This is a genomic window from Lysobacter sp. cf310 (assembly GCF_900114355.1).
In the GTDB taxonomy this organism is placed as follows: Bacteria; Pseudomonadota; Gammaproteobacteria; order Xanthomonadales; family Xanthomonadaceae; genus Lysobacter.
Genome location: NZ_FOSS01000003.1, coordinates 393,590 through 416,186 on the forward strand (window position 1 = coordinate 393,590; position 22,597 = coordinate 416,186).

Here is a 22,597-nt window from a genome sequence, read left to right on the forward strand (position 1 = left end):
CGTGCGGCCGTGAACGCTGGCGCCTATACCGGCGCTAGGCGCGCGTAGAGATCGGCCTCGGGCTCCGCGGTACCTCGCCGACGCACCAAGGCCTGACGTGCGCGCTCGGCGTCGGCCGGCGCCAGGCCGGCTTCGATCAGCTCGACCTTGCCCGCGCTCAGGCAGGCGATCGGCACGCCGTCGCGGAACAGCACGCGCGCGCCGGGCAGGCGCGCCACGCGTTCGCCGGCGAGCACGGTGCCGGCCAGATTGAGCGGATCCATCGCCGAGACGCAGACCAGTTCGCCGCTGTCGGGGCGCTGGCGCAGTTTGCGCAGCGCGCCGATCGCGTCGGGCAGCGCGAACTGTTCGCCGGACATGCCGCTGACGAAGCGCCCGCCGCGGATTTCGCCGCGCGCCTCCCATCGACGGTACACGCGCAACAAGTCGCGCCAGGGCGGCAACCAGTGGGCTTCGCGCTCGATCAGGCGCCAGAACACCACGCCGTAGCGATCCAGCAGGCTGCGCGCGGCGTGCTCGACGGTCTCGGCGTCGATCGCCGGCGCAGGCGCGTCCTCGGCCGGACGCGGCGTCAGCGACCAGCGGCCGGCGTCCTGGATGCCGAACATCGGCGTGCGCCGGCTGCGGCCGCCGCGCGAGCCTTCGCGCTTGGACGGCGGCACCAGCAGCGCGCGCAGGCCGGCGTAGCTGTCGCAGGTCACGCGCCCGCGCGCGACCAGTTCGCCCAGGGCCTCTTCCAGTTCGGTCTTGAGCAGGTGGGCGCCGCGTTCGAGCTCGTCGAAGAAGGACGCGCCGCGCACGCGCAGGCAGTCGACCACGCGGCTCGCGCGCGAGGACAAAGGCGCGTCGTCGCTGCGGCCTGCGGTCAGCGTGGACCACGCCGCCAGGTCGCGGCGCGGCAGCAGCACGATCGGCGTCTGCCGCACCGAGGGCGCGGCCGCGGTGCCGGCCTCGACGCGGGTCGGACGCAGGCGCGCCCAGGTCACGCGCCCGGCGCTGCACAGGTCGTCCAACCAGGCCGGGCTGTAGTCGGCGATGCGCGCGCTCAACAGCTCGCTCTCCCACACCGCCGCCGACGCTTCGTAGCCCTGCAACTGGCTCAGCACCGCTTCGACCGCGTCGCGGCCGCTCATGCGGGTGGCCGCGGACACGCGCTGCCAGTCGAACAGGAAGCGCACGAAATCGCGCGGCGCGACCGGTTCGATCTCGCGCCGCAGGCGCCCCACGGTGTAACGGTGGATACGCGCGAGCAGGTGGCGCTCGCACCATTCCTCGGCGCCGCCTTCGCTGCTCTCGCGGCTGAAGCGGCCGCGCATCACATAACCCTCGCCCTCCAGGCGCGCCAAGGCGATGTCCACCGCCACCGGCGTTTGTCGCAACGAAGCGGCGAGCGCGGTCACGGTCGCCGGGCCCAGGCCGGTCAGGCGCGAGCGCAGCCATTCGGCCAGCACGCCGTCGGCGTCCCAGACGGCCTGCGCGTATTCGGGCGGCACCGCGACCTCGGGCGCCCAGCTTGCGTCCGCAAACAGCGCGCGCGCCTGCGGCAGGGTTTCGGTGGCGATCCACAGCACCGCGTCGTCGCCGAGTCCGGCAGCGGGCCGCAGCAGCGTCGCGCGCCCGGCCTCGGCCAGGGTGCGCAAGGCGTCCAGCCAGCCGTGCGCGCGCGCCTCCTCCGCCTCGACGTAGGCCAGTCCGATCAGCGCCTCGTGCATCTCGTCGGCGTTGCGCACCTCCGGCCAGGCCTCGGCGCGCACCGCGGCGATCGCCTCGGGATCCAGGCGCCCCAGATCGTCGGCGCTGTCCGGATCGGCGTAGCGGCGGCTCATCACCGCCTGGGTGCGGCGCTCTTCCAGCGGCGCGTCGTCGAGGAAGGCATAGGGCCGCGCATTGATCGCCTCGGCCGCGATCGGCGACGGACCGGTCACGTCGCGCGCGATCACCTGCACTTCGCCGCGTTCCAGCCGACCCAGCAACCGCAGCCAGCCCTGCGCGTCCATGGCCTCGTACAGACAGTCATGCAGGGTCTGGGCGACCAGCGGGTGGTCCGGCACCTCGCGTTCGCCGACCAGGTTCTCGGCGCAGGCGACCTGGTCCGGGAACACCGTGGCCAGCAGGTCCTCGCTCTTCATGCGCTGCAGCTGCGGGGCGACCTTGCGCCCGCCCACGTAGCGCGGCAGGGCCAGCGAGGTGGTCGCGTTCCAGCGCCAGCGCACGCCGAACAGCGGCGCGTCCAGCAAGGCCTGGATCAATACGTCCAGCGCGCTGGCGCTGTGCAGGTAACGCGCGACTTCGATCAGCGCGAAGCTGTGGCTGGTCGACAGCGACAGCACGATCGCGTCCTCGGTCGCGGCCGCCTGCAGCTCGAAGTTGAACTTGCGGCAGAAGCGCTTGCGCAGGGCCAGGCCCCAGGCGCGGTTGACCCGGCTGCCGTAGGGCGTGTGGATCACCAGCTGGGTGCCGCCGGACTCGTCGAAGAAGCGCTCCAGCACCACGGTGTCCTGGGTCGGCACCGCGCCCAGGGCGTAGCGCGTGCGCGCCAGATAGTCGACCAGCTGGGCCGCGGCGTCCTCGCCCAGGCCCAGTTCGCGCGCGACCGCGGCTGCGACCTGCGCGTGCACCTGCGCCAGCGTCGCCGGGTCGGGCTCGCCGAATGCGGCCAGCTGCGCGTCGACCAGACCGCGCAGGCGCGACACGCCCAGCGAGAGTTCGTCGGTGCGGCCGGGCGCCTCGCCCAGCCAGAACGGAATATTCGGCGGCGCGCCCTGGGCGTCCTCGACCCGCACCCGCCCCGGCTCGACGCGCAGGATGCGGTAGCTGGCGTTGCCGAGCTGGAACACATCGCCGGCCAGGCTTTCGATCGCGAAATCTTCGTTGACGTTGCCGATCGTGGTCGCCTGCGGCTCCAGCACCACGGCGTAGTCGCCGGTATCGGGGATGGTGCCGCCGGAGGTCACCGCGGTCAGCGCACCGCCGCGGCGCGCGCGCAGACGCCGGTGCACGGCGTCGCGATGGACATAGCCGGCGCGCGCGCCGCGGCGGGTGGTGAAGCCCTCGGCGAGCATGCGCACCACCGCGTCGAAGTCCGCGCGCGCCAACCGCGCATACGGCCAGGCCTGGGTCAGGCGCGCGTACAGCGCGTCCTCGTCCCATTCGCGCGAGGCCACCTCGGCCACGATCTGCTGCGCCAGCACGTCCAGCGGCGCGACCGGAATCTCCAGCGCATCCAGCTCGCCGCGGCGCACGCAATCCAGCAGCGCCGCGCACTCGACCAGATCGTCGCGCGACTGCGGGAACAGCCGGCCCTTGGGCACGCCGCCGACGTGGTGGCCGGCGCGGCCGACGCGTTGCATGAAGGCCGCGATCGCGCGCGGCGAGCCTAGCTGGCAGACCAGGTCGACATCGCCGATGTCGATGCCCAGTTCCAGCGACGCGGTCGCGACCAGCACGCGCAGCTCGCCGCGTTTGAGGCGCTGTTCGGCGTCCAGGCGCAGCTCGCGCGACAGGCTGCCGTGGTGGGCGGCCACCGCGTCCTTGCCCAGGCGCTCGCCCAGATGACGCGCGGCGCGCTCGGCCATGCGCCGGGTGTTGACGAAGACCAGGGTGGTGCGGTGCTCGGCGACCAGCTCGGCCAGGCGCAGATAGACCTGGTCCCATTGTTCGTGCGACATCACCGCGCTCAGCGGCGACGGCGGCAGTTCCAGGGCCAGATCGCGCTGCTTGGCGTAGCCGATATCGACGATCTCGCAGTCCGGGCGGCCGTCGGCATCGACCGCCTCCTGGCCGACCAGGAAGCGCGCCACCTCCTCGATCGGCTTCTGCGTCGCCGACAGGCCGATGCGCGCGATCGGGTGCTCGCACAGCGCTTGCAGGCGCTCCAGCGTCAACGCCAGATGGCTGCCGCGCTTGCTCGCGGCGACGGCGTGGATTTCGTCGACGATCACCGTGCGCACGGTCGCAAGCATCGCGCGGCCGGATTCCGAGCCCATCAGCACGTATAGCGATTCGGGCGTGGTCACCAGCAGGTGCGGCGGTTGCTTGCGCATGCGCGTGCGCTCGCTGGCGGTGGTATCGCCGGTGCGCACCGCGCTGCGGATGCCGGGGTCGGGACGGCCCATGCGCGCGAGCTGTTCGCGGATGCCGGCCAGCGGCGCGTCCAGGTTCAAATGGATGTCGTTGGACAGCGCCTTCAAGGGCGAGACGTAGACCACCGTGGTCTGGTCGGGCAGCTCGCCCTGCTCCTCGGCCTGGCGGACCAGGGCGTCGATCGCGGCCAGGAACGCGGTCAGGGTTTTGCCCGAGCCGGTCGGCGCCGCGACCAGGGTATGCCGCCCGGCACGGATCGACGGCCAGGCCAGGACCTGGGCCTGGGTCGGCGCCGGGAAGGTCGCCGCGAACCAGGCGGCGACGGCAGGATGGAAGGCGGACAGTGGCATGGCGCGCGGGCGCGATCGCTGCGGCGGGGATCCGTTGGGGGCCGCTTCCGGTATGGGGGCGGACCGAGGCTTAGGGAATGGTAGCGCCGCCGCGACGGCCCGGTGCGGGTCCGACCGCTGGCACGCCGTTCAGCCCTTCGCGCCTTCGCGACCGCGCAAGCCAGTCTGCCCCGGCGGCGTCTCAATCGCTGCGACGCCAGCCGCCTAGCCCGGCGGCGCGGAGACCTCGCGCACCACCTCGGCGATGGCCCGGCTCTTGCCGGCCAGGGCGATGTCGGCCAGCGACACGATGCCGGCCAGGCGCCCGTCGGCGTCGACCACCGGCACGCGCCGGATGCGGGCACGCTCCATCAATTCCACGCAGTCGCGCAGGTCGGCATCCAGGCCGACGCACTGCGCCGGCATGGTCATCGCATCGCCGGCGGTGGCGCTGCCGTCGCGGCCGGCCGCGACCACGCGCACCGCGATATCGCGATCGGTGATCACGCCCAGCGGCGCGCCGCGCGCGTCGAGCACGGGAATCTCGCCGCAGTCGTGATCGGCCATCATGCGCGCGACCTCACGCAGCGGTGTGGTCACGTCGCAGGCAGCCGGATTGGGGGTCATGAAAGCGCTCACATTGGCCATGGCCATCTCCTGGGACATCGGTTGTGGTCGGGCGGGCGGTCGCGTGATCGCGGCGTGAAACGCAAGTCGGCGCCGACAGCGGCCACGCTATTGCATGCGCGAACTGCACCACGCCGCAGCCGCGCCGGCCGTTGTATCCTCGTCCCGGTATGCGTCCTTGACGCGATACGCCCCGCGATGCGACATCAACGGAGAGAACGCCATGACGACCAAGTTGGACAAGCCGCTGCGACGCGAACTGGAAATCGGCGACAAGCTCTACACGCTCACGATCGACGGCCACGGTTTGAAGCTCACCGAGAAAGGACATCGCAAAGGTGTCGAGCTGAGTTGGAACGAAGTGATCGGCGGCGACGACGCGGCCACGCCGCCCGGCGCCTGACCGCGAAGGCCGCGACGGCGCACGCGCCGTCGCGGCCCGATCCATCGCCCGGCATCAACGCCGGCATGGACCTTTCATCAATGACCGCTGTGCTTGGCCGCCATCAGGCCTTTGGCGTCGACGCTGCGCACGCCCTGCACGGACTTGGCCACGGCCGTCGCCTTGTCGACCTGGGCCTGACTGTCGACCTTGCCCGACAACGAAACCACGCCATTGACGGTATCGACGTCGATCTTCAGACCCGACACGTCCTTGGCCGCCAGCAGTTCGGTCTTGACCTTGGTGGTGATCCAGGTGTCGCTGACCGGCTGATTGGAGTCGCCGGTCTGCGGCGGCGGCGCCTGCTCCTGGGCGAAGGCGACCGCCGGCGAGCCTACCAGCAAGGCGACGGCGAGCGCGGAGGCGATGCGATGGGAAACGAAGTTCATATGCGTACTCCTGAGTTGTAACGACGATGCGGCGACGCCGTCGCCATGCGCGACGTGGCCTGGGGCGCGCGATTGCGCGCGATGGACGGTGGGGAGGCGCGCGCAACGGTCGCGCGTGCACGGCGGTTCGTGCGGCGGCCGGTCTTGAGGCTCAGTGGTGGCGCGCGCGTCCCGAGCCGGATTTCTTGCCGCCGCCGTCCTGCTTGTTGACGGTGGCCCAGGCGCGCTGCTCGGCGGTCTTCTCGGACAAACCTTCCTGCCGGTAAGCCTGCTCGATATGGCGGGCCTGACGCTTCTGCTTGTCGGTGTAGGCGGATTTATCTCCACGAGGCATGGATGCATCTCCGGTCGGAACCGTTCCGACACGCAGCCGAGGCTAGGCCGCGCGAAGTAAACGCGACGGCAGTATTTCGTTAGCGCAGGGTCGAGGGACGGCCTGCGCTCATGTAGGTGAATCGCGCGCAGCGCTCGCCGCGCTCACTTCGCGACGACGGCCGATGGAGTGTGCTGTGCCCGTCTCCTCCACCACGAGCCCACGCATGCCCAGGTGCCGCGCATGGATCTGAAGAGCGGTTACCCCTACTGGGCCGTGCGCAACGGCTTGATGCATGCCTTCCCGGCCCTGGACGGCGATGCGCGCTGCGACGTGGCGGTGATCGGCGGCGGCATCAGCGGCGCCCTGATCGCCGACGAGCTCAGTCGCCACGGCCACGACGTGATCGTGATCGAGCAGCGCGACATCGGCTGGGGCAGCACCGCCGCCAGCACCGCGCTGCTGCAGTACGAGATCGACACCCACATGATCGATCTGGCCGAGCGTTACGGCGAGGATGCGGCCGCCCTCGCCTACCTGGCCTGCGGCGAGGCCGTGAACGCCTTGCGCGAACGCGTGCGCGGCCTGGGCGGCGTCGACTTCGCGCGCACCGACAGCGTCTATTGCGCCAGCAAGCAGCGCCATGTGTATGCGCTCAAGCACGAGTTGGTGCTGCGGCGGCGGTACGGCTTCGACGTGCGTTGGCTCAACGCCGCCGATCTGCACGAACGCTACGGCCTGCATGCGCCGGGCGCGATCCTGAGCGGCCTGAGTGCGCGCGTGGATCCGTATCGGCTGACCTATCGCCTGCTGATGCGGCTGGCGCGCCAGGGCGTGCGCGTGCACGACCGCAGCGAGATCGCGAGCATCGAACCGGGTGCGCGCTCGGTGCTGCTGCGCACCTCGCAGGGCCATACGATCCGCGCCGCACAGGTGGTGCTGGCGCTGGGTTACGCCGGACAGCGCTGGTTGCGCCAGCGAGTGGCGCGCAACCGCAGCAGCTATGCCTTCGTCACCGACCCGATGGCCGCAGCCGAAAGCCGCGGCCTGGACCGCAGCCTGGTCTGGGAATCCGCGCGGCCCTATCTCTACCTGCGCGGCACCGGCGATGGCCGGGTCATGGTCGGCGGCGAGGACGATGCGGTCGATATCCCGGCCCGACGCGACGCGCGTCTGGAGAAGAAAACCCGACGCCTGGTGCGGGCCGTGACACAACGGTTTCCGGGCCTGGAACTCGCGCCCGCGTTCGCCTGGGCCGGCACCTTCGCCGAAACCGACGACGGCCTGCCCTACTTCGGTCCGCACGCGCAATACGGGCCGCGCGTGCATTTCGCGATGGCTTACGGCGGCAACGGCATCACCTATGCGCAGATCGGCGCGGAGCTGCTGCGGGCGCTGATCGAACGCAAGCGCCATCCGCTGGCGCGGCTGTTTTCGTTCCAGCGCACCCAGTGAGCGGTGCTTGCGTTGCAAAGCGGCGATACGCGTTTCGGGGAAGCAGCGGTGCAAGCCGCGATCGCGAAACCGGGCACGCTGCGCAAAGGCGACCCGGTCGCTTGATCTAAACGACCGCGTTTGCCTTGCATGGGTGTTGCAGGGTTCGTCATGCCTGCAGGGGCGCGGTCGCGGCTTGCGCCGCTCCTACAGCCGGCGTGGCACTGCGGCGGGCTCGGCGAAATGCGAACGGGCCGCTCGCGCGGCCCGTTCGGTGGGACGTTCGGGGATGCGGACTCGGCGCGCGCGACGCCGAGCTCCGCCCCTCGAATCGATACGGCTCAGGAGCGCAGCGGCACCAGGGTGATTTCGACGCGGCGGTTCTGGGCGCGGCCTTCCTCGGTATCGTTGCTGGCGATCGGACGGGTCTTGCCGGCGCCGGTGAGGATGAAGCGGTCGCGGACCAGGCCGCGCGACATCAGGTAGTTGCCGACCGAAGCCGCACGCTGCTCGGACAGGCGCTGGTTGACCGCATCGGTGCCGATGCTGTCGGTGTGGCCGGCCACCTCGACGATGGTCTGGTTGTACTCCTGCAGGGTCGAGGCGACGTTGTCCAGCACCGGATAGAACTGCGATTCCAGCTGCGAGCTGTTGAAGGCGAAGGTGATGTTGCTGGGCATGTTCAGGGTGATGTTGTCGCCCTGACGCACCACATCGACGCCGGTGCCGGCCATGCGTTCGCGCAGCGCGCGCTCCTGGCGGTCCTGGTAGTTGCCGATCGCGCCGCCGGCCAGACCGCCGACGCCGGCGCCGATCAACGCGCGCTGACGGCGCTCGGTGGCGTCGTCGCCGCTGAGCAGGCCTGCGGCCACGCCCGCCAGCGCGCCGATCAGGGCGCCCTTCTGGGTGCGGCTCATGCCCTGGCGCTCCTGCGGATACTGACCCTGGGGGTACTGGCCCTGCGGCTGACCGCCGTAGTAACCGCCGCCGCCCGTGGCGCAGCCGGCGAGCAAAGCGGTCATCGCGGCGGCGGCCATCGCGATCTTGATCTGGGTTTTCATGGGGCGTCCTCGGCTGAATTCGGCGGAGCCAAAGCTAATCACGCCAGCGTCACGGGTGGGTGACGAGGGCTTGCCGCAGTTCAGCTGTCGGCAGGGGTGCGTGAGGGGCGTCGTGCGCTCGAGGCAGCGCTCGCTTGGCGTTGTTGCGCGATGGTTGGAGTTCGATCGCGGCTCACGCCGCTCCCACAGAATGCGGGGAGCGGCGAGTTGCGGCGGCGAGTGAGTGGCGTGGTCGCGGCTTGCGCCGCTCCTATCCGGAGCTTTGGAGATGGTTGGGTTCGATCATGGCTCACGCCGCTCCCCCAGAATGCGGGGAGCCGCGAGTTGCGAAAGGCGTGTGAGGTGGCGTGGTCGCGGCTTGCGCCGCTCCTACCCGGAGCTTTGGAGATGGTTGGGTTCGATCATGGCTCACACCGCTCCCACAGAATGCGGGGAGCCCCGAGTTGCGGCGGGGAGTGAGGTGGCGTGGTCGCGGCTTGCGCCGCTCCTACCTGGAGCTTGGGCGATGGTTGGGGTTCGATCGCGGCTCACGCCGCTCCCACAGAGTGCGGGGAACGGCGAGCTGCGGCGGCGAGTGAGTGGCGTGGTCGCGGCTTGCGCCGCTCCTACCCAGAGCTTGGGCGATGGTTGGGGTTCGATCGCGGCTCACGCCGCTCCCACAGAATGCGGGGAGCGGCGAGTTGCGGCGGCGAGTGAGTGGCGTGGTCGCGGCTTGCGCCGCTCCTACCTGGAGCTTGGGCGATGGTTGGGGTTCGATCGCGGCTCACTCCGCTCCCACAGAATGCGGGGAGCGGCGAGTTGCGGCGGCGTGTGAGGTGGCGTGGTCGCGGCTTGCGCCGCTCCTACCCGGAGCTTGGGCGATGACGCGGCGCGGCGCGGTGCGATTCGAATCGCACCGCGCGCGGCCGCGCTCAGTCGCCGGCGGCGACCAGGGCGTCGGCGCCGGCGGCGTCGAGGGTGTGGTCCCAGTTGCCCATCAGCGCCAGGTACAGCAGCTTGTCGAACTCGGCGCCGAAGCGGCTGATCACCGCGTCCGGATCGGGGATCAGTTTGGCGTCGGCGATCAGGCCGAAATGGACGCGGCCGTTGTAGCTGAGGATGGAAATGCCGACGCCGATCGAGCCGGTCTGGGGCACCCAGAACATCATCTCGCGCAGGGTGCAGCCGGCCAGGTACAGCGGCTGCTGCGGGCCGGGCACGTTGGTGGCGACCGCGGTGGCCTTGCGGCTGAAGAGCTCCAGCGCCAGCCCCTGCACCTGCGACGGCGCCATGCCTAGCGCGGCTAGAAGCCCAAATGCAACAATGGCTTGCCGAGAATTCTTAAGGTTATTCATGCACTCGGCGACGCGCTCGACCCGGCGGATCGGGTTGTGCTCGCCGACCGGCAGTTCCAGGAACACCAGGCCGAAATGGTTGCCGAGTTTCTTGGCGTGTTCGAGCGGGCGCAGGTTGACCGGCACGGTCGCGCGCAGGGTCACGCCGTCGACGTTGTCGCCGCGCTCGATCATGTAGTTGCGCAGCGCGCCGGCGGCGGTGGCCATCAGCACGTCGTTGACGGTGCAGTCGCAGGCGCGACCGACCGCCTTCACTTCTTCCAGGTCCAAGGGCTCGGCCCAGGCCACGCGCTTGCTCACGCCGAGCTTGCCGCGCAGCAGCGAGGGCGGATCGTCCGACAGGGCCAGGGCGTTGAGCAGCTCGCGCGCGATCTCGCCGCCCTCCTTGGCCAGCATGCCGGCCAGGGTCGGGTCGCGGTACATCTCCATGCCCTTTTCCAGCGCACGCGAGCCCAGCTTCATGTAGCGGTCGACCGCGCCGACCCGGCGCGCGACCTCGACGCCGTCGGTCTTGAGCCAGGCGTGCGGCAGATCGCTGCCCTTGGCCGGCTCGCGGGTGGTGTCGGTCAGCGACAGCAGCACCTGGACCAGGGCGATGCCGTCAGCGTAGCTGTGGTGGATGCGCGCGATCAGGGCCGAGCCGCCGTCGTAGCGCTCGACCAGATGGAATTGCCACAACGGCCGACTGTGATCGAGCGGGCTGGACGCGAGCTGGCTCACGAAGCGTTCCAGGCCGCGCTTGCCGCCGCGGCCCGGCAGCGCGGTCAGCTGCACATGCCAGTCCAGATCGAAGTCCTCGTCGGTCTGCCAGGACGCGCCGGCCGGCGTGTCCACCGCCTTCTGGCGGAACCGCGTATAGGCCAGGAAGCGCTGCTTGACCACGCGCCGCAAGGTATCGATCGACATCGGTTCGGCGAACATCAGCACGCCGGTGATCATCATCGGATTGGTCGGTCGCTCCATGCGCAACCAGGCCGTATCCACTCGCGACATCGGTTCGCGACGCGCGCGCTTGCGCGGTTCTGCTGTGGCCATGCGCCCTCCAAAGCGTATCCGTCGAGTGAATCACGCGGTCGCGAGCGGCGTCAACGCGGCCAGGCGGGGAATCGGCAATCGGCGGAAACTCACGACCAGCCCGTGCGGCCTCGATTCGTCATCGCCGCGACAACGCGGGTCCAGCGACTTCAGCGCGAACGGGGCGCACAACGACGCCGGCAGATGGAACCGCGTGCTCCGCAGCGTCCGCCGTGCCAGACCTTCTCCCGGCCGGCGAAGGCGGAGCTCCAGCGAAAGGGACGAGCTGGCGTGAGCGATAGGGCGCCAAAGAAGGACGTCCCCCTCCTAGGTCGGGACCGGCTCCGGGATTGTGCCGACGCGCCCTAAGCCCCCGGCTCGCGCTGTTTGCGATACGCCGCCAAGGCCGCATCGCGACCCGCGGCCAGGTCCACCAGCGGCTGCGGCGGATAGTCCGGTGCGAGCCGACGCAGGGTGGCCGGGTCGCGCCAGGGCGCGAAGCGCAGCGGCACCGGCAGCGCGGCCAGCTCCGGCACCCAGCGCGCGATGTAGCGCCCGTCGGGGTCGAACTTCTCGGCCTGGGTGACCGGATTGAACACGCGGAAGTAAGGCGCGGCGTCGGCGCCGGTGCCGGCCACCCACTGCCAGCCCAGCGTGTTGTTGGCCAGGTCGGCGTCGACCAGGGTGTCCCAGAACCAGCGCGCGCCGTGGCGCCAGTGGTAGCGCAGGTGTTTGGTCAGATAGCTGGCCACGATCATGCGCACGCGGTTGTGCATCCAACCGGTGTGCCAAAGCTCGCGCATGCCGGCATCGACGATGGGCACGCCGGTGCGGCCGTGCTGCCAATCCTGCAGGCGCGGCTGAACCAGGCGTGCCCAGTCGAAGTCGTCGAAGCGCGGATTGAAATTGCGCTCCGGGGTGTGCGGAAAGTGGTGCAGCAGGTGATGGGCGAATTCGCGCCAGCCCAGTTCGCGGATCGCCGCGTCGATGTCGCCGGCACGCGCGGCGGTGCGTTGCGCTTCCAGCGCCGCGACCACGCGCCAGGGCGCGATCTCGCCGAAATGCAGGTGCGGCGACAGCCGCGAGGTGCCGACGCGATCGGGGCGGTCGCGCTGCTGGGCGTAGCCGTCGAGCGCGCCTTCCAGGAAGGTCTCCAGCGCTTCGCGCGCGCCGGCCTCGCCGGGCGTCCAGTGTTCCCAGAAGCCGCCGTCCCAGCCCCGCGAGGGCAGCAGCTTCAGCGCGTCCAGGGCCACGCCTTCCGGCCCCTGCGCGCTGCCGGGCAGGTGCGCCGGCGGATCCCAGGTCGGCTGCAGGCGCCACGCGGCCAGGGCCGCGCGCCAGAACGGAGTGAACACGCGATAGGGTTCGCCCTGCTTGGTCGCCAGCTGCCAGGGTTCGAACAGCAGCGCGCCGTTGTGGCTTTCCGCGCGCGCGCCCTGCCGGCGCAAGGTCTGCTTGATGCGGGTGTCGCGCTTCTCGATCGCCGGTTCGTAGCGGCGGTTCCAGTACACCGCCTCGGCGTCGGTGGCCAGCAGCAGCGATTGCAGGGTCGGCAGGCTGGGGCCGACGAAGCGGCGCAGGTGCGAACCGCGCGCGCGCAAGTCGCGATCCAGCGCGGCCAGGGAATGATGACGCCACGCGTCGGAGGCGGCGCCGGGACGCCAGTCGCCCTGCTCGTCGGGTGCGTGGATGTAGATCGGAATCGGCGTATAGCCGTCGTCCAGCGCGGCGCGCAGGGCCGGATTGTCGGCCAGGCGCAGGTCGTCGCGGAACCAGACCAGCGCGGTGGCGGCGGCAACGTCGGGCATCGCGGGACCGGGGCAGTCTGGGGAGCGCCAGTATGCCGTTCCGCCGGGCCAGAAAGACGGGGCCCGCGTGGGGCCCCGTCCGGGTGTTGCGAGACTTACTGCGACTGCAGTTCGGCGATCGCGGCCGGGGTCTGGACCAGGCCCCAACCGGTGTTGTTGTCGTAACCGGCGGCGTCGATGTCCTGCGCCGTGGTCAGCAGCGCATCGCGCACCTGCGCTGCGGTCGCGGTCGGCTTGGAGCTCCACACCACTGCGGCCACGCCGGACACGTGAGGCGTGGCCATCGAGGTACCGCTCATGGTCTGGTAAGCGGTGTTGGACACCGACGGGGTGGCGTCGACGGTCGCGGTCTGCCCGGCCAGGTTGGCCACGATGGTCTGGCCGTCGGCCTGGCTGATGCCCACCGCCGGCAGCGTGGTGGTGACCGGGTTGCCGTTGGCGTCGTACATGCCGATGCGCAGGTCGCCGGCGACGTTGTTGTAGATCACCACGCCCAGGGCGCGGCCGGACTTGGCCTTGGTGATCTTGTCGACGAAGGTGTTGGTGCCGCGCTGGCAGACCACGATCTTGTTGCGCCAGGTGCTGGACGAGGTCTGGCACAGGCCGCCGTTGACCCAGCCCGCGCTGGCGGTGGTCTGCTTGGAACCGGCGACCGGGATCGCGGCGAAGCTGGAGCTGCCGACCAGCAGCGGATCGTTCTTCATCGGATAGGTGCTGAGCGTGTCCACGCCCGGCGCGGCGATGTCGACGGCGCTGTTGAACTGCGAGAAGTCGGCCTTGACGTTGGCCGAGTCCACCGCCGCCACCGACACCACCGAGCTGTAGGACGCCGGGTAGCTCAGGCTGGAGTCGCCGTCGTTGCCGGCCGCGGCGATGCTGAGCACGCCGTTGTTGGCCAGGGTCTGGAAGGCGTTCTGCTCGGTGGTCGAGCTGGTCGGACCGCCCAGGCTCATGCTGATGATCTTGGCGCCGGCGGTGTTGCAGCGATTGGCGGCGTCGACCAGGGTCGACGAGTAGGTCCAGTTGCACTGGCCGTGGCCGCTGCCGTTGGTGCCGTTGGTGCCGAAGATCTTGATGATGTGCAGCGAGACCTTGCCCGGGCTCACGCCGACCACGCCGGTGCTGTTGTTGGCCGCGGCGATGGTGCCGGCGACATGGGTGCCGTGGCCGCAGGTGTCGGTGTCCCAACCGGTGGGATAGCCGGTGATGGTCATGCCGGCGAAATCTTCGTGGGTCTTGTTGATGCCCGAATCGATCACGCAGACCTTGATACCCGCGCCGGTGGCGGCACCGGCGTCGAGCACGCCGTCCTGGTTGGCGTCCCACACGTTGCGGGCCTGCACCTGGTCGATGCCGTAGGGCACGCTCTGCGCCTGCAGATAGCGCGGCTGGTCGATCTCGACCGATTCCACGTCCGGGTTGCTGCGCAGGGCCTTGATGGCCTCGGGCGAGGACAGGGTCATCACCGCGCTGTTGAGGCGGTCGAACTGATAGTTGACCACGGCGTCGCCGCTGCGCGCGGCACTGAGCTTGCCGCGCAGGGTCTGGATGCGCTGACCCAGGCTCAGGGTCGAGGCACCGGCGCTCTTGCCGGCGGCGGCGCCGGCGGTGCCGGCCTTGAACTTGACCCATACGCGGTTCGGATTGGGCTGCTCCTGCGCCGCAGCGGTGCTGGCAGCGATCATCGTGGCCAGGCCCAGGCCCAGCGCGTACATCAACTTGCTCTGCTTCATCGATCCCCCAATGGAATGTCGGTCGCGCTCCGGACGGAGCGGCTAGTCGCTCGGGCGTGCCGTAAGCGCCCGATCGACCGACACTATCCAAACGGGCTCATACCGGCCCCACCCTACCCGCTAGGGAAAATCACCAGCTTGTGTGACAGATTTCTCAAATTGGAGAAACGCAAGTTGAGCATGGCACTTTGCGCGTGTCTGGAATGCACGAAAGCGCTCGCGTGCCCGCCGCGAGGTCGTATCGGATAAGCCGCGGCCTCGCCTGCGGGCGAAGCGACCGGGGCGGCGCCCGGTGGCGGTGGGCCTCAGGTTTCGACGAAACGCACCCGGCGCGTGATCGAGCAGGTCAGCTCGTAGCCGATCGTGGCCGAGACTTCGGCGATGCGTTCCACCGGCAACTCCGGGCCCCACAGAATGACCGGATCGCCGACGCGGGCGTCGGGGATGCCGCGCAGGTCGATGGTCATCAGGTCCATCGAGACCCGACCGATCACTTGGGTGGCCTGGCCACCGACCAGCACCGGCGTGCCCGAGGGCGCGGCGCGCGGGTAGCCGTCGCCGTAACCGATCGCGGCGACGCCGACGTTCATGTCTTCCGGGCATTCCCAGGTCGCGGCGTAGCCGATGCGTTCGCCGCGGCGCACGCGGTTGACCGCGATCAGACGCGTGGACAGGGTCATGGCCGGGCGCAAGCCGAAATCGGCGCCGGTGGTGCCCTCCACCACCGAGATGCCGTACAGCGCGCCGCCCGGGCGGATCCAGTCGGCGTGGGCATCCGGCCAGCCGAGCACGGCGGCGGAGTTGGCCAGCGAGCGCGCACCGTCAAGGCCGGCGGTGGCGTCGGCGAACGCACGCAGCTGCGCGGGTGTCTGCGGATTGGCGAATTCGTCGGAGCTGGCGAAGTGGTTCATCAGCACGATGCCGTCGGCCACGCCCGCCAGAGCGGACAGGCGCGCGTAAGCCTCGCGCACCTGCTCGGGCGCGAAGCCGAGCCGGTGCATGCCGGTGTCGACCTTGAGCCAGCAGCGGATCGGCTCGCCGTCGGCGGCCTGCTCCAGCATTTCGATCTGGCTGAGGTGGTGGACCACGGTTTCCACGCCCAGACGACGCAGCTGCGGCAGGTCGTCGGCCTCGTCGAAGCCCGACAACAGCACGATCGGCTGCGACAGGCCGGCCGCGCGCAGGCGGTCGGCATCGGATAGCGCGGCCACGCCGAAGGCGTCGGCGCCTTCCAGGGCGCGGGCGACGCGCTCCAGGCCGTGGCCGTAGCCGTCGGCCTTGACCACCGCCATGACGCGGCTGTGCGGCGCGCGCGCGCGCGCCTGGGCGAGGTTATGACGCAGGGCGTCGGTGTGGATGCTTGCGGAAGTCGGACGTGCCATCGCGCTAGTTTATCGGCTGGCGGGCGTGCGCAGGCTGTCGGGTTGGGGTATCGCTGCTCCCGCTTACCGCAGGCGAAGGGTGCAAAGCGGGGAAGGTGCTTGGAGGGCGTTGAAGTTGGCGTTGCAGGGCTCGGCGGCCCTCACCCCAACCCCTCTCCCGCGAGTGGGAGAGGGGCTAAAGCGCGCAGTGGCGAAAGGCGAAGCGCAGGCTCAGTCGACGAACTCCAACACCGTATTCGGCGCCGGCCGCTCGCGTTCGCGCGTGAGCCGTTCGGACGCCTGCGGCGGCGTCCAGGGCGCCTTGCCGAGCTGGGACAGATCCGGATAGCGGCCCAGCACGCGGAACCCGTGCAGTTCGAAGGCGACGCCTTCCGCGCCCAGCGGCGAGTTGCGGTCGGAGACGTGGAAATGCAGGTGCGGGCCGGTGGAGTCGCCGGTGAAGCCCAGCGCGGCCAGGGTCTCGCCGCGGCGCACGCGCTGGCCGGGTTTCACCCGCGCGCTGCCGGTCTTGAGGTGTTCGTAGAACGCGTAGCGACCGTCGCCCAGGTCCAGGGCGACGTAGTTGCCGGTGGCCTCGCCCAGGGTCTGCTTGCCGTGTTCGGAGATGAGAGCGGTCTCGACCACGTCGTCGCGCACCGCCACCACGGTGGCGTCGGCCACCGCCAGCACGTCGGCGCCGTAGCCGTAGGTGTTGGCGACCAGGTCCTTGTCGCCCTGGCTGGTGCGGCCCTGGGCATCGAGCTTGACCCAGTCGATCGCGTGGCGCCCCGGGATACGCGCCTTGCCGTCGACGGTGTACAGCACGCGACGATGGCCGCGCGGCCAGTCCGGATGGTGGATCGCGATCCAGGGGCCGCCACGCACCGGCGCGCCCAGGATCAAGCGCGGCGCCACGGCCACCGCGACTTCGCCGCCGTCGACCGTCTGCGGCGCGTCCCTGCCTATGACCAGATAGCGCAGCCGATGATCGAGCCGCTGCGGCGGTGGCGCGTTCGCCGGCAAGCTCAGTTCCACGTAGAGCACGCCGCGCTGGCCCGGCGCCAGGGTCAGCGCATCGCTGCCCTGCACCGCCGCCAGGCGATCGAAGCGGCGCGCGAGCGCCTCGCCTTCGTAGCTGGCCAGCGCCTGCCCGCGTCCGGCGTCGCGCACGTCCGCACCCGTCAGGCGCAGCGGCTCGTTGCTGAAGTTGGTCGCATGCAGTTCGTAGACCAGCACCGACGCGCCGTCCATGCGCACCGGTGCGGGCGCGATCGGCACCTGCAGATCGAAGGACTGCCGTAGGGGCGCGACCGGGTCGGCCGCGTGCAGGAAACCGGAGAAGGAAAGCAAAGCGGCGAACGCGATGGCCCGCATGCGGGAGGATGGCCTGGGAACGAAAGGAAGTCGCCCGACGCCAGGCGCCGGGGCCGATGAATCACATCGCCGTGCGCAGCTCGTCGATCGCCGCGTCCGACAACCACAGCAAGGTATTGAGGTAGTCGTCGATGCAGCCGACGACGTCCGCGCGCGGGCCCTCGCGCCAGACCGCCGACGCATAGAACGCGTCCTGCTGCGCGACCAGATCGGCCTGGTCGCGGTAGGCGCGGATCAGGTACCAGCTTTCGTGCTCGTGCTGGCTGCGTCCGAACGCGACCACGTCCATGCCGCATTCGCGCAGCAACGGCAGCGCGCGCCGGGTCATGACCTGTTCGAACCGGGTGCCCGATTCGGGCTGGAGCCGGTAGGTACGCACTTCGATCAATCGCTGCATGCAGGCGCTCGAGGGGACCGGTAGCGGATGCTGTTCGAGCGGGCCGGCCGGCGCAAGTTACGTTTGTCATGCCCCGGCGCGCGGCGGCGCAAAAAAAACGGGCCGGCTAGGCCGGCCCGTCCTTCGAGACAGCGATCGCGCGATCAGTCGCAGCGACGCTCGATCACGGTCTCGGTCTTGTTCTGCTGGTTTTCCTGGATCTTGCGGCCGACCACCGCGCCGCCGACCGCGCCGGCCGCCGTGGCGATCTTCTTGCCGCTGCCGCCGCCGACCTGGTTGCCGAGCAGGCCGCCCGCGACCGCGCCCAGGGCGGTGCCGGTGATCTTGTGCTTGTCCTTCACTTCCTTGGGCCGCTGCACTTCGACGTCGTAGCAATGCGGCTGCTTCGGCTTCGGCTTGGACTTGGTTTGCGCATCGGCGGCGCCAGCGGCCAGCAGGCTGGACAGCGCCGCGGCGACGAGGATGGAGGAGAGCTTGGCGTTCATGGGGTCACCGGAAAGGTTGGGGAGCGTGGCGACGATGCGCCTGCGCGCGTGGGGAGCGCGTCAAGCCGCAGGGCCGTGGACGCACCCTAGCGCCGCCTGGCTGAATGCGCGCCGTTGTTTCGCGGTCGCGATGGCGGGAATGGGCATGCGATCAAGAAATCGCCGTAGATCTCCTCCATCGAAAAAACACGAAGGGCCTGACAGCCGTCGTTTCCGACTTGGCGTTTAGGCCCGGCAAACCAGCTGCCCTTTTGCGTAGCCCCTCGATCGCTCGAAAGAACAGGCCGCGGCGATGGGACTGCGACACTTGCAACTCCTTCAAACGATGCGCGCACCGCCGCGAAGCTTGCGCACCGGGCCACATGCGCGGCTACACGCGTGTCCACTGCGCCACCGGGCGGCCGTCGCGCCCCCACCACGAGCCTGGCTCGTCCTTGTTCGGCCAACCGGCAGGCGAATCCTCCCAGTTTTCCTGACGGCCATAGACCGTCAGGTCCAGCAACTGCAGCGTGGGCAGCATGGCCTCGATCCCGCGCCGCTGGGTCTCATAGGTTTGGAACACCTGGTCGCCGTCGCGCAGATAGCAACGCACGTCGCCTCCGTTGCGAGTAGCCAGTACCTGCGCCGAATCCGTCGTGGAATACCACGGCGCCGGCCAGCCCATGAAGTCGCGATAGGCGGCAAGCTCGGCCCAGGGGCCGCGGCTGAATACCGCATAGCCCACGTCGCGCTCGGCCAGATACGCCAGCACGGCTGCATTCATCGCCGATTGGCTGTGCGTGCAACCGTCGCATTGCCGCTCGTGGGGCGCGCCGGCATGCCACATGAAGTGATACACGATCAGCATGCGCCGACCTTCGAATACCTCGTGCAGCGGGATCGGCCCGTTCGCGCCAACGACCACGACCGGATCCATCCGCACCATGGGAAGACGCCTGCGGGCGGCGGCCAGCGCATCGCTGGCGCGCGTATGCGCTTTCTCGCGCACCAGCAGGTCGGCGCGCTCGCGCTCCCATTCGCTGCGATCGACGATGCGGGGAGTGGCCGGCTCGTTCATGCGGTGTCCTCCTGGAAGCCGTCAGGGCTCGTGGTCGATAGGCGCATCGTGCGCAAGATGCCCGCATCCGCAGCGGCCGCCTATAGGCGACACGCGCGCATCGATGCCGTTGTTGCGGCCCTGAGTAGCACACGGAACCTTCGCCCGGCGTCAACGAGGGCGTTGCAGGCCGCATAGGCGGGCGTGGCCACGGCCAGCGAGCCGGGTCGCCGCCATGCCAGGGCGGCGGCCGAGGGCCGCGCCCGGTTTACTCGAACGAACCCACCGAGTCGTGGGCCAGGTTGTCGAAGCGGGTGTATTCGCCGAAGAACTTGAGCTTGAGCGAGCCGGTCGGGCCGGAACGCTGCTTGCCGATGATGACCTCGGCCAGACCTTTGTCCGGCGAGGTTTCCTTGTTGTAGTAATCGTCCCGGTAGATGAACACGATCACGTCGGCGTCCTGCTCGATGGCGCCGGATTCGCGCAGGTCGGCCATCACCGGGCGCTTGTCGGCGCGCTGTTCCAGCGAGCGGTTGAGCTGCGACAGCGCGATCACCGGCAGGTTGAGTTCCTTGGCCAGATGCTTGAGCGAGCGCGAGATCTCGGAGATCTCGGTGGCGCGGTTCTCGCTGTTGCCGGGCACCGACATCAGCTGCAGGTAGTCGATCACGATCAGGCCCAGGTCGTGCTCGCGCTTGAGGCGGCGCGACTTGGCGCGCAGCACGTCCGGCGACAGGCCCGGGGTATCGTCGATGAAGATCTTGGCCTCGCGCAGCTGGCGGATCGCACTGGTCACGCGGCTCCAGTCCTCGTCCTCGAGCTGGCCCGAGCGCAGGCGCTGGGCGTTGACGCGGCCGACCGAGGAGATCAGGCGCAACGCCAGCTGGCTGGCCGACATTTCCATCGAGAACACCGCCACCGCCTTCTTGCTGCGGAAGGCGGCGTACTCGGCCATATTCAGGGCCAGGGTGGTCTTACCCATGGCCGGACGCGCGGCGATGATCAGCAGGTCGGTGTTCTGCAGGCCCGCGGTCATCTCGTCGAATTCGGTGTAGCCGGTCGGCAGGCCGGTCACGCTGCCGCCGTTGGCGTAGCGCGTCTGCAGCACGTCGAAGGCTTCCGACAGCGCCTTGTTGACCGGGGTGAAATCGGTGCGGCCGCGCGCGCCGGCTTCGGCGATCGCGAACACCTCCTGCTCGGCCTTGGCCAGGATCTCGCTGCTGTCGCGGCCGTCGGGCTGGAAGCCGTCGTTGACGATGCCGGTGCCGACCTCGATCAGCTGGCGCAGCACCGCCTTGTCGCGCACGATTTCGGCGTAGGCGGCGATGTTGGCGGCCGAGGGCGTGGTGCTGGCCAGTTCGATCAGATAGGCGCCGCCGGCGACCTGCTCGGACAGGCCCATCGAATCGAACCATTCGCCCAGGGTCACGGCGTCGAAGGGGCGGTTCTTTTCGGCCAGCTCGCGGATCGCGCGGTAGATCAGCTGATGGTCGCGACGGTAGAAGTCGTCCTCGACCAGCTGGTCGGCGACGCGGTCGTAGGCGTCGGGCGCCAGCATCAGGCCGCCGAGCACGGCCTGCTCGGCCTCGACGGACTGCGGCGGTACGCGCAACTGGTCGATGCGCTGCTCGGCGCGGGTCTCGAACCGCTTTTCGCCGCGGAATCCGCTTCGTGCGCTCATTGGTGTCGCGGTCCTCGCTGAGCGGCCGTCTTGTGCGGCCGTTGATATCGGGGTGATTCGTCGGCCCGCATAGGCCCCGGCCGGTCGGACATCCTAGAGGCGAATGCCCCGCCGGCGTTGCATACAAGGCTGTGACGAAGCTGTGGATAAGAGGTGGGCAACTTTCCCTCTATCGCACGCTTGGATCTCATCGGCTGCGACGGTAGCCGTCGCAGCGATGCCAGGGCCTGGCGTGGGCCGGCCCGCAAAAACGAAGGGCGCCTCGCGGGCGCCCTACGTTCTTACCCAACGTCGCGTCGGATCAGGCGGCTTCGCCTTCAATCACGACCTTGACGGTGACTTCGACGTCCGCGTGCAGGTGCAGCAGGATGTCGTATTCGCCGGTGCGACGCAGCGGGCCTTCGCCCATGATCACTTCCGACTTCTCGACCGGGTGGCCGTGCTTGGTCAGGGCCTCGGCGATGTCGCGCGGGGTGACCGAACCGTATAGCTTGCCTTCGGTGGAGGCGTTGGCGTGGATCGTCACCGAGACGTCCTCAAGCTTGGCCTTGCGGCCTTCGGCGCCGTCGAGCAGCGACTTGGCCTTGGCTTCGTAGTCGGCGCGCTTGGCTTCGAACTCGGCCAGGTTGGCGGCGGTGGCCGGCACGGCCTTGCCCTGCGGGACCAGGAAGTTGCGGCCGTAGCCCGGCTTCACGTTGACCTTGTCGCCGAGGTTGCCGAGGTTGGTGACTTTCTGCAGGAGGATCAGTTGCATGGTGGTGCTCCGTATTCGTTAGCGGGCCTGTAGGTCCGCAGCAGAGGACGCTGTCCGAAAAGGCTTTGTGCGGGTTCGGGCGCTGTCGCGGCCCTCACCCCTACCCTCTCCCGCTAGCGGGAGAGGGGGACAAAGGGTTCGCCCGCAAGCGGGCGAACGTCTTTACTTATGCGTTGTGGTTGTCGGTGTACGGGATCAGCGCGAGGAAACGGGCGCGCTTGACGGCCGTCGACAGCTGGCGCTGGTACTTCGACTTGGTACCGGTCACGCGGCTCGGCACGATCTTGCCGGTCTCGGTGAGGTACTGACGCAGGGTGTTGAGATCCTTGTAGTCGATCTCTTTCACGCCTTCGGCGGTGAACTTGCAGAACTTGCGGCGGCGGAAGAACTTGGACATGAGTGCGATCCCTTAGGCGGCTTCGGCGTTGTCTTCGGCGCTGTCGGCGGTGCCGACTGCGTTGTCGCTGTCGTCGTCACGACGACGGCGCTCGCCGCGCTCGGGCTTGTCGCCCTTCTCGTCCTTGAACTTCATGATCAGGGACTGTTCGGTGTCGGCCTCGTCGCGCTTCATGACCAGGTGACGCAGCACCGCGTCGTTGAAACGGAAGCCGTCGACCAGCTCGTTGAGCACGGTCTGGGTGACTTCGATGTTGAGCAGGACGTAGTGGGCCTTGACCAGGTTCTCGATCGGGTAGGCCAGCTGACGGCGGCCCCAATCCTCGAGACGGTGGATCTTGCCTTCGCCGGCTTCGATCAGCGACTTGTAGCGCTCGATCATGGCCGGGACCTGCTCGCTCTGGTCCGGGTGGACCAGGAACACGACTTCGTAATGACGCATCGTTGTTTCCTTGTGGGTGTCGGCCCGTCTGCCGGGCCGGTTCAGCCCCCCGCCACCGGGCGTAGCGACGCCGGGCGCGGTAGGGCAAGGGTCCTGCGACGGCA

The 22,597-nt window shown here is 69.5% G+C and carries 19 protein-coding genes; 2 read left to right on the forward strand and 17 right to left on the reverse strand.

Going from position 1 to position 22,597, the window contains the following annotated elements; genetic code table 11:
• Positions 1-23: 23 nt before the first annotated feature.
• Positions 24-4,433 carry a DEAD/DEAH box helicase gene (locus BMZ45_RS13050; RefSeq protein WP_091636979.1) on the reverse strand — a complete coding sequence of 1,470 codons (4,410 nt, stop codon included), beginning with the start codon at positions 4,431-4,433 and terminating at the stop codon, positions 24-26.
• A gap of 204 nt (positions 4,434-4,637) precedes the next feature.
• On the reverse strand, positions 4,638-5,060 hold the full coding sequence (locus tag BMZ45_RS13055; RefSeq protein ID WP_175489061.1) for a CBS domain-containing protein: 423 nt from the start codon (positions 5,058-5,060) through the stop codon (positions 4,638-4,640).
• Positions 5,061-5,262: 202 nt separating this feature from the next.
• Between BMZ45_RS13055 and BMZ45_RS13060 the strand changes: the two genes are divergently transcribed.
• On the forward strand, positions 5,263-5,442 hold the full coding sequence (locus BMZ45_RS13060; protein ID WP_091636981.1) for a hypothetical protein: 180 nt from the start codon (positions 5,263-5,265) through the stop codon (positions 5,440-5,442).
• Between the two features lie 77 nt (positions 5,443-5,519).
• Here the strand turns inward: BMZ45_RS13060 and BMZ45_RS13065 are convergent, their stop codons facing one another.
• Together BMZ45_RS13065 and BMZ45_RS13070 are read right to left on the reverse strand one after the other, a co-directional pair.
• A complete protein-coding gene (locus tag BMZ45_RS13065) occupies positions 5,520-5,870 on the reverse strand; it encodes a BON domain-containing protein (protein WP_091636982.1) in 351 nt (116 codons plus the stop codon).
• Between the two features lie 151 nt (positions 5,871-6,021).
• Positions 6,022-6,204 carry a hypothetical protein gene (locus tag BMZ45_RS13070; RefSeq protein WP_091636983.1) on the reverse strand — a complete coding sequence of 61 codons (183 nt, stop codon included), beginning with the start codon at positions 6,202-6,204 and terminating at the stop codon, positions 6,022-6,024.
• A gap of 222 nt (positions 6,205-6,426) precedes the next feature.
• On the opposite strand from BMZ45_RS13070, the gene BMZ45_RS13075 reads away from it, so the two are divergent.
• Entirely contained in the window at positions 6,427-7,638 is a 1,212-nt protein-coding gene (locus BMZ45_RS13075; protein WP_091636984.1) for an NAD(P)/FAD-dependent oxidoreductase, read from the forward strand.
• Between the two features lie 320 nt (positions 7,639-7,958).
• Here the strand turns inward: BMZ45_RS13075 and BMZ45_RS13080 are convergent, their stop codons facing one another.
• From BMZ45_RS13080 to rpsF, 13 genes are all read right to left on the reverse strand, one after another.
• Positions 7,959-8,678 carry an OmpA family protein gene (locus BMZ45_RS13080; RefSeq protein ID WP_091636985.1) on the reverse strand — a complete coding sequence of 240 codons (720 nt, stop codon included), beginning with the start codon at positions 8,676-8,678 and terminating at the stop codon, positions 7,959-7,961.
• A 911-nt stretch (positions 8,679-9,589) separates the two neighbouring features.
• Positions 9,590-11,047, reverse strand: coding sequence for a WS/DGAT/MGAT family O-acyltransferase (locus tag BMZ45_RS13085; protein WP_091636986.1), 1,458 nt, complete (start codon positions 11,045-11,047; stop codon positions 9,590-9,592).
• Positions 11,048-11,391: 344 nt separating this feature from the next.
• Complete coding sequence (locus BMZ45_RS13090) at positions 11,392-12,834, reverse strand: cryptochrome/photolyase family protein (RefSeq protein ID WP_091636987.1); 1,443 nt, start codon at positions 12,832-12,834, stop codon at positions 11,392-11,394.
• A 95-nt stretch (positions 12,835-12,929) separates the two neighbouring features.
• Positions 12,930-14,567 carry a S8 family serine peptidase gene (locus tag BMZ45_RS13095; RefSeq protein ID WP_091636988.1) on the reverse strand — a complete coding sequence of 546 codons (1,638 nt, stop codon included), beginning with the start codon at positions 14,565-14,567 and terminating at the stop codon, positions 12,930-12,932.
• A gap of 305 nt (positions 14,568-14,872) precedes the next feature.
• Positions 14,873-15,949 (reverse strand): alanine racemase, encoded by a 1,077-nt coding sequence (alr, locus tag BMZ45_RS13100; RefSeq protein WP_091636989.1) that lies wholly within the window; start codon positions 15,947-15,949, stop codon positions 14,873-14,875.
• Positions 15,950-16,159: 210 nt separating this feature from the next.
• Complete coding sequence (locus tag BMZ45_RS13105) at positions 16,160-17,302, reverse strand: M23 family metallopeptidase (RefSeq protein WP_091636990.1); 1,143 nt, start codon at positions 17,300-17,302, stop codon at positions 16,160-16,162.
• A gap of 61 nt (positions 17,303-17,363) precedes the next feature.
• Positions 17,364-17,699, reverse strand: a complete 336-nt coding sequence (locus BMZ45_RS13110; RefSeq protein WP_091636991.1) for an NIPSNAP family protein — start codon at positions 17,697-17,699, stop codon at positions 17,364-17,366.
• Positions 17,700-17,842: 143 nt separating this feature from the next.
• A complete protein-coding gene (locus BMZ45_RS13115) occupies positions 17,843-18,184 on the reverse strand; it encodes a glycine zipper 2TM domain-containing protein (RefSeq protein WP_091636992.1) in 342 nt (113 codons plus the stop codon).
• Between the two features lie 370 nt (positions 18,185-18,554).
• On the reverse strand, positions 18,555-19,241 hold the full coding sequence (locus tag BMZ45_RS13120) for a DUF899 family protein (RefSeq protein WP_091636993.1): 687 nt from the start codon (positions 19,239-19,241) through the stop codon (positions 18,555-18,557).
• A 247-nt stretch (positions 19,242-19,488) separates the two neighbouring features.
• Entirely contained in the window at positions 19,489-20,901 is a 1,413-nt protein-coding gene (locus tag BMZ45_RS13125; RefSeq protein WP_091636994.1) for a replicative DNA helicase, read from the reverse strand.
• Positions 20,902-21,202: 301 nt separating this feature from the next.
• Positions 21,203-21,655, reverse strand: coding sequence for a 50S ribosomal protein L9 (gene rplI, locus BMZ45_RS13130; RefSeq protein ID WP_056175089.1), 453 nt, complete (start codon positions 21,653-21,655; stop codon positions 21,203-21,205).
• A gap of 166 nt (positions 21,656-21,821) precedes the next feature.
• Positions 21,822-22,052: a 30S ribosomal protein S18 gene (gene rpsR / locus BMZ45_RS13135; protein WP_055899483.1), complete on the reverse strand. Its 231-nt coding sequence runs from the start codon at positions 22,050-22,052 to the stop codon at positions 21,822-21,824.
• A 12-nt stretch (positions 22,053-22,064) separates the two neighbouring features.
• Positions 22,065-22,493: a 30S ribosomal protein S6 gene (rpsF, locus tag BMZ45_RS13140; RefSeq protein ID WP_056175092.1), complete on the reverse strand. Its 429-nt coding sequence runs from the start codon at positions 22,491-22,493 to the stop codon at positions 22,065-22,067.
• Positions 22,494-22,597: the final 104 nt, after the last annotated feature.

What these genes read in the sequence shown, in the direction of transcription:
- BMZ45_RS13050 (WP_091636979.1), bottom strand. Translation starts at nt 4,433, where the DNA reads ATGCCACTGTCCGCCTTCCATCCTGCCGTCGCCGCCTGGTTCGCGGCG.
- BMZ45_RS13055 (WP_175489061.1), bottom strand. Translation starts at nt 5,060, where the DNA reads ATGGCCAATGTGAGCGCTTTCATGACCCCCAATCCGGCTGCCTGCGAC.
- BMZ45_RS13060 (WP_091636981.1), top strand. Translation starts at nt 5,263, where the DNA reads ATGACGACCAAGTTGGACAAGCCGCTGCGACGCGAACTGGAAATCGGC.
- BMZ45_RS13065 (WP_091636982.1), bottom strand. Translation starts at nt 5,870, where the DNA reads ATGAACTTCGTTTCCCATCGCATCGCCTCCGCGCTCGCCGTCGCCTTG.
- BMZ45_RS13070 (WP_091636983.1), bottom strand. Translation starts at nt 6,204, where the DNA reads ATGCCTCGTGGAGATAAATCCGCCTACACCGACAAGCAGAAGCGTCAG.
- BMZ45_RS13075 (WP_091636984.1), top strand. Translation starts at nt 6,427, where the DNA reads ATGGATCTGAAGAGCGGTTACCCCTACTGGGCCGTGCGCAACGGCTTG.
- BMZ45_RS13080 (WP_091636985.1), bottom strand. Translation starts at nt 8,678, where the DNA reads ATGAAAACCCAGATCAAGATCGCGATGGCCGCCGCCGCGATGACCGCT.
- BMZ45_RS13085 (WP_091636986.1), bottom strand. Translation starts at nt 11,047, where the DNA reads ATGGCCACAGCAGAACCGCGCAAGCGCGCGCGTCGCGAACCGATGTCG.
- BMZ45_RS13090 (WP_091636987.1), bottom strand. Translation starts at nt 12,834, where the DNA reads ATGCCCGACGTTGCCGCCGCCACCGCGCTGGTCTGGTTCCGCGACGAC.
- BMZ45_RS13095 (WP_091636988.1), bottom strand. Translation starts at nt 14,567, where the DNA reads ATGAAGCAGAGCAAGTTGATGTACGCGCTGGGCCTGGGCCTGGCCACG.
- alr (WP_091636989.1), bottom strand. Translation starts at nt 15,949, where the DNA reads ATGGCACGTCCGACTTCCGCAAGCATCCACACCGACGCCCTGCGTCAT.
- BMZ45_RS13105 (WP_091636990.1), bottom strand. Translation starts at nt 17,302, where the DNA reads ATGCGGGCCATCGCGTTCGCCGCTTTGCTTTCCTTCTCCGGTTTCCTG.
- BMZ45_RS13110 (WP_091636991.1), bottom strand. Translation starts at nt 17,699, where the DNA reads ATGCAGCGATTGATCGAAGTGCGTACCTACCGGCTCCAGCCCGAATCG.
- BMZ45_RS13115 (WP_091636992.1), bottom strand. Translation starts at nt 18,184, where the DNA reads ATGAACGCCAAGCTCTCCTCCATCCTCGTCGCCGCGGCGCTGTCCAGC.
- BMZ45_RS13120 (WP_091636993.1), bottom strand. Translation starts at nt 19,241, where the DNA reads ATGAACGAGCCGGCCACTCCCCGCATCGTCGATCGCAGCGAATGGGAG.
- BMZ45_RS13125 (WP_091636994.1), bottom strand. Translation starts at nt 20,901, where the DNA reads ATGAGCGCACGAAGCGGATTCCGCGGCGAAAAGCGGTTCGAGACCCGC.
- rplI (WP_056175089.1), bottom strand. Translation starts at nt 21,655, where the DNA reads ATGCAACTGATCCTCCTGCAGAAAGTCACCAACCTCGGCAACCTCGGC.
- rpsR (WP_055899483.1), bottom strand. Translation starts at nt 22,052, where the DNA reads ATGTCCAAGTTCTTCCGCCGCCGCAAGTTCTGCAAGTTCACCGCCGAA.
- rpsF (WP_056175092.1), bottom strand. Translation starts at nt 22,493, where the DNA reads ATGCGTCATTACGAAGTCGTGTTCCTGGTCCACCCGGACCAGAGCGAG.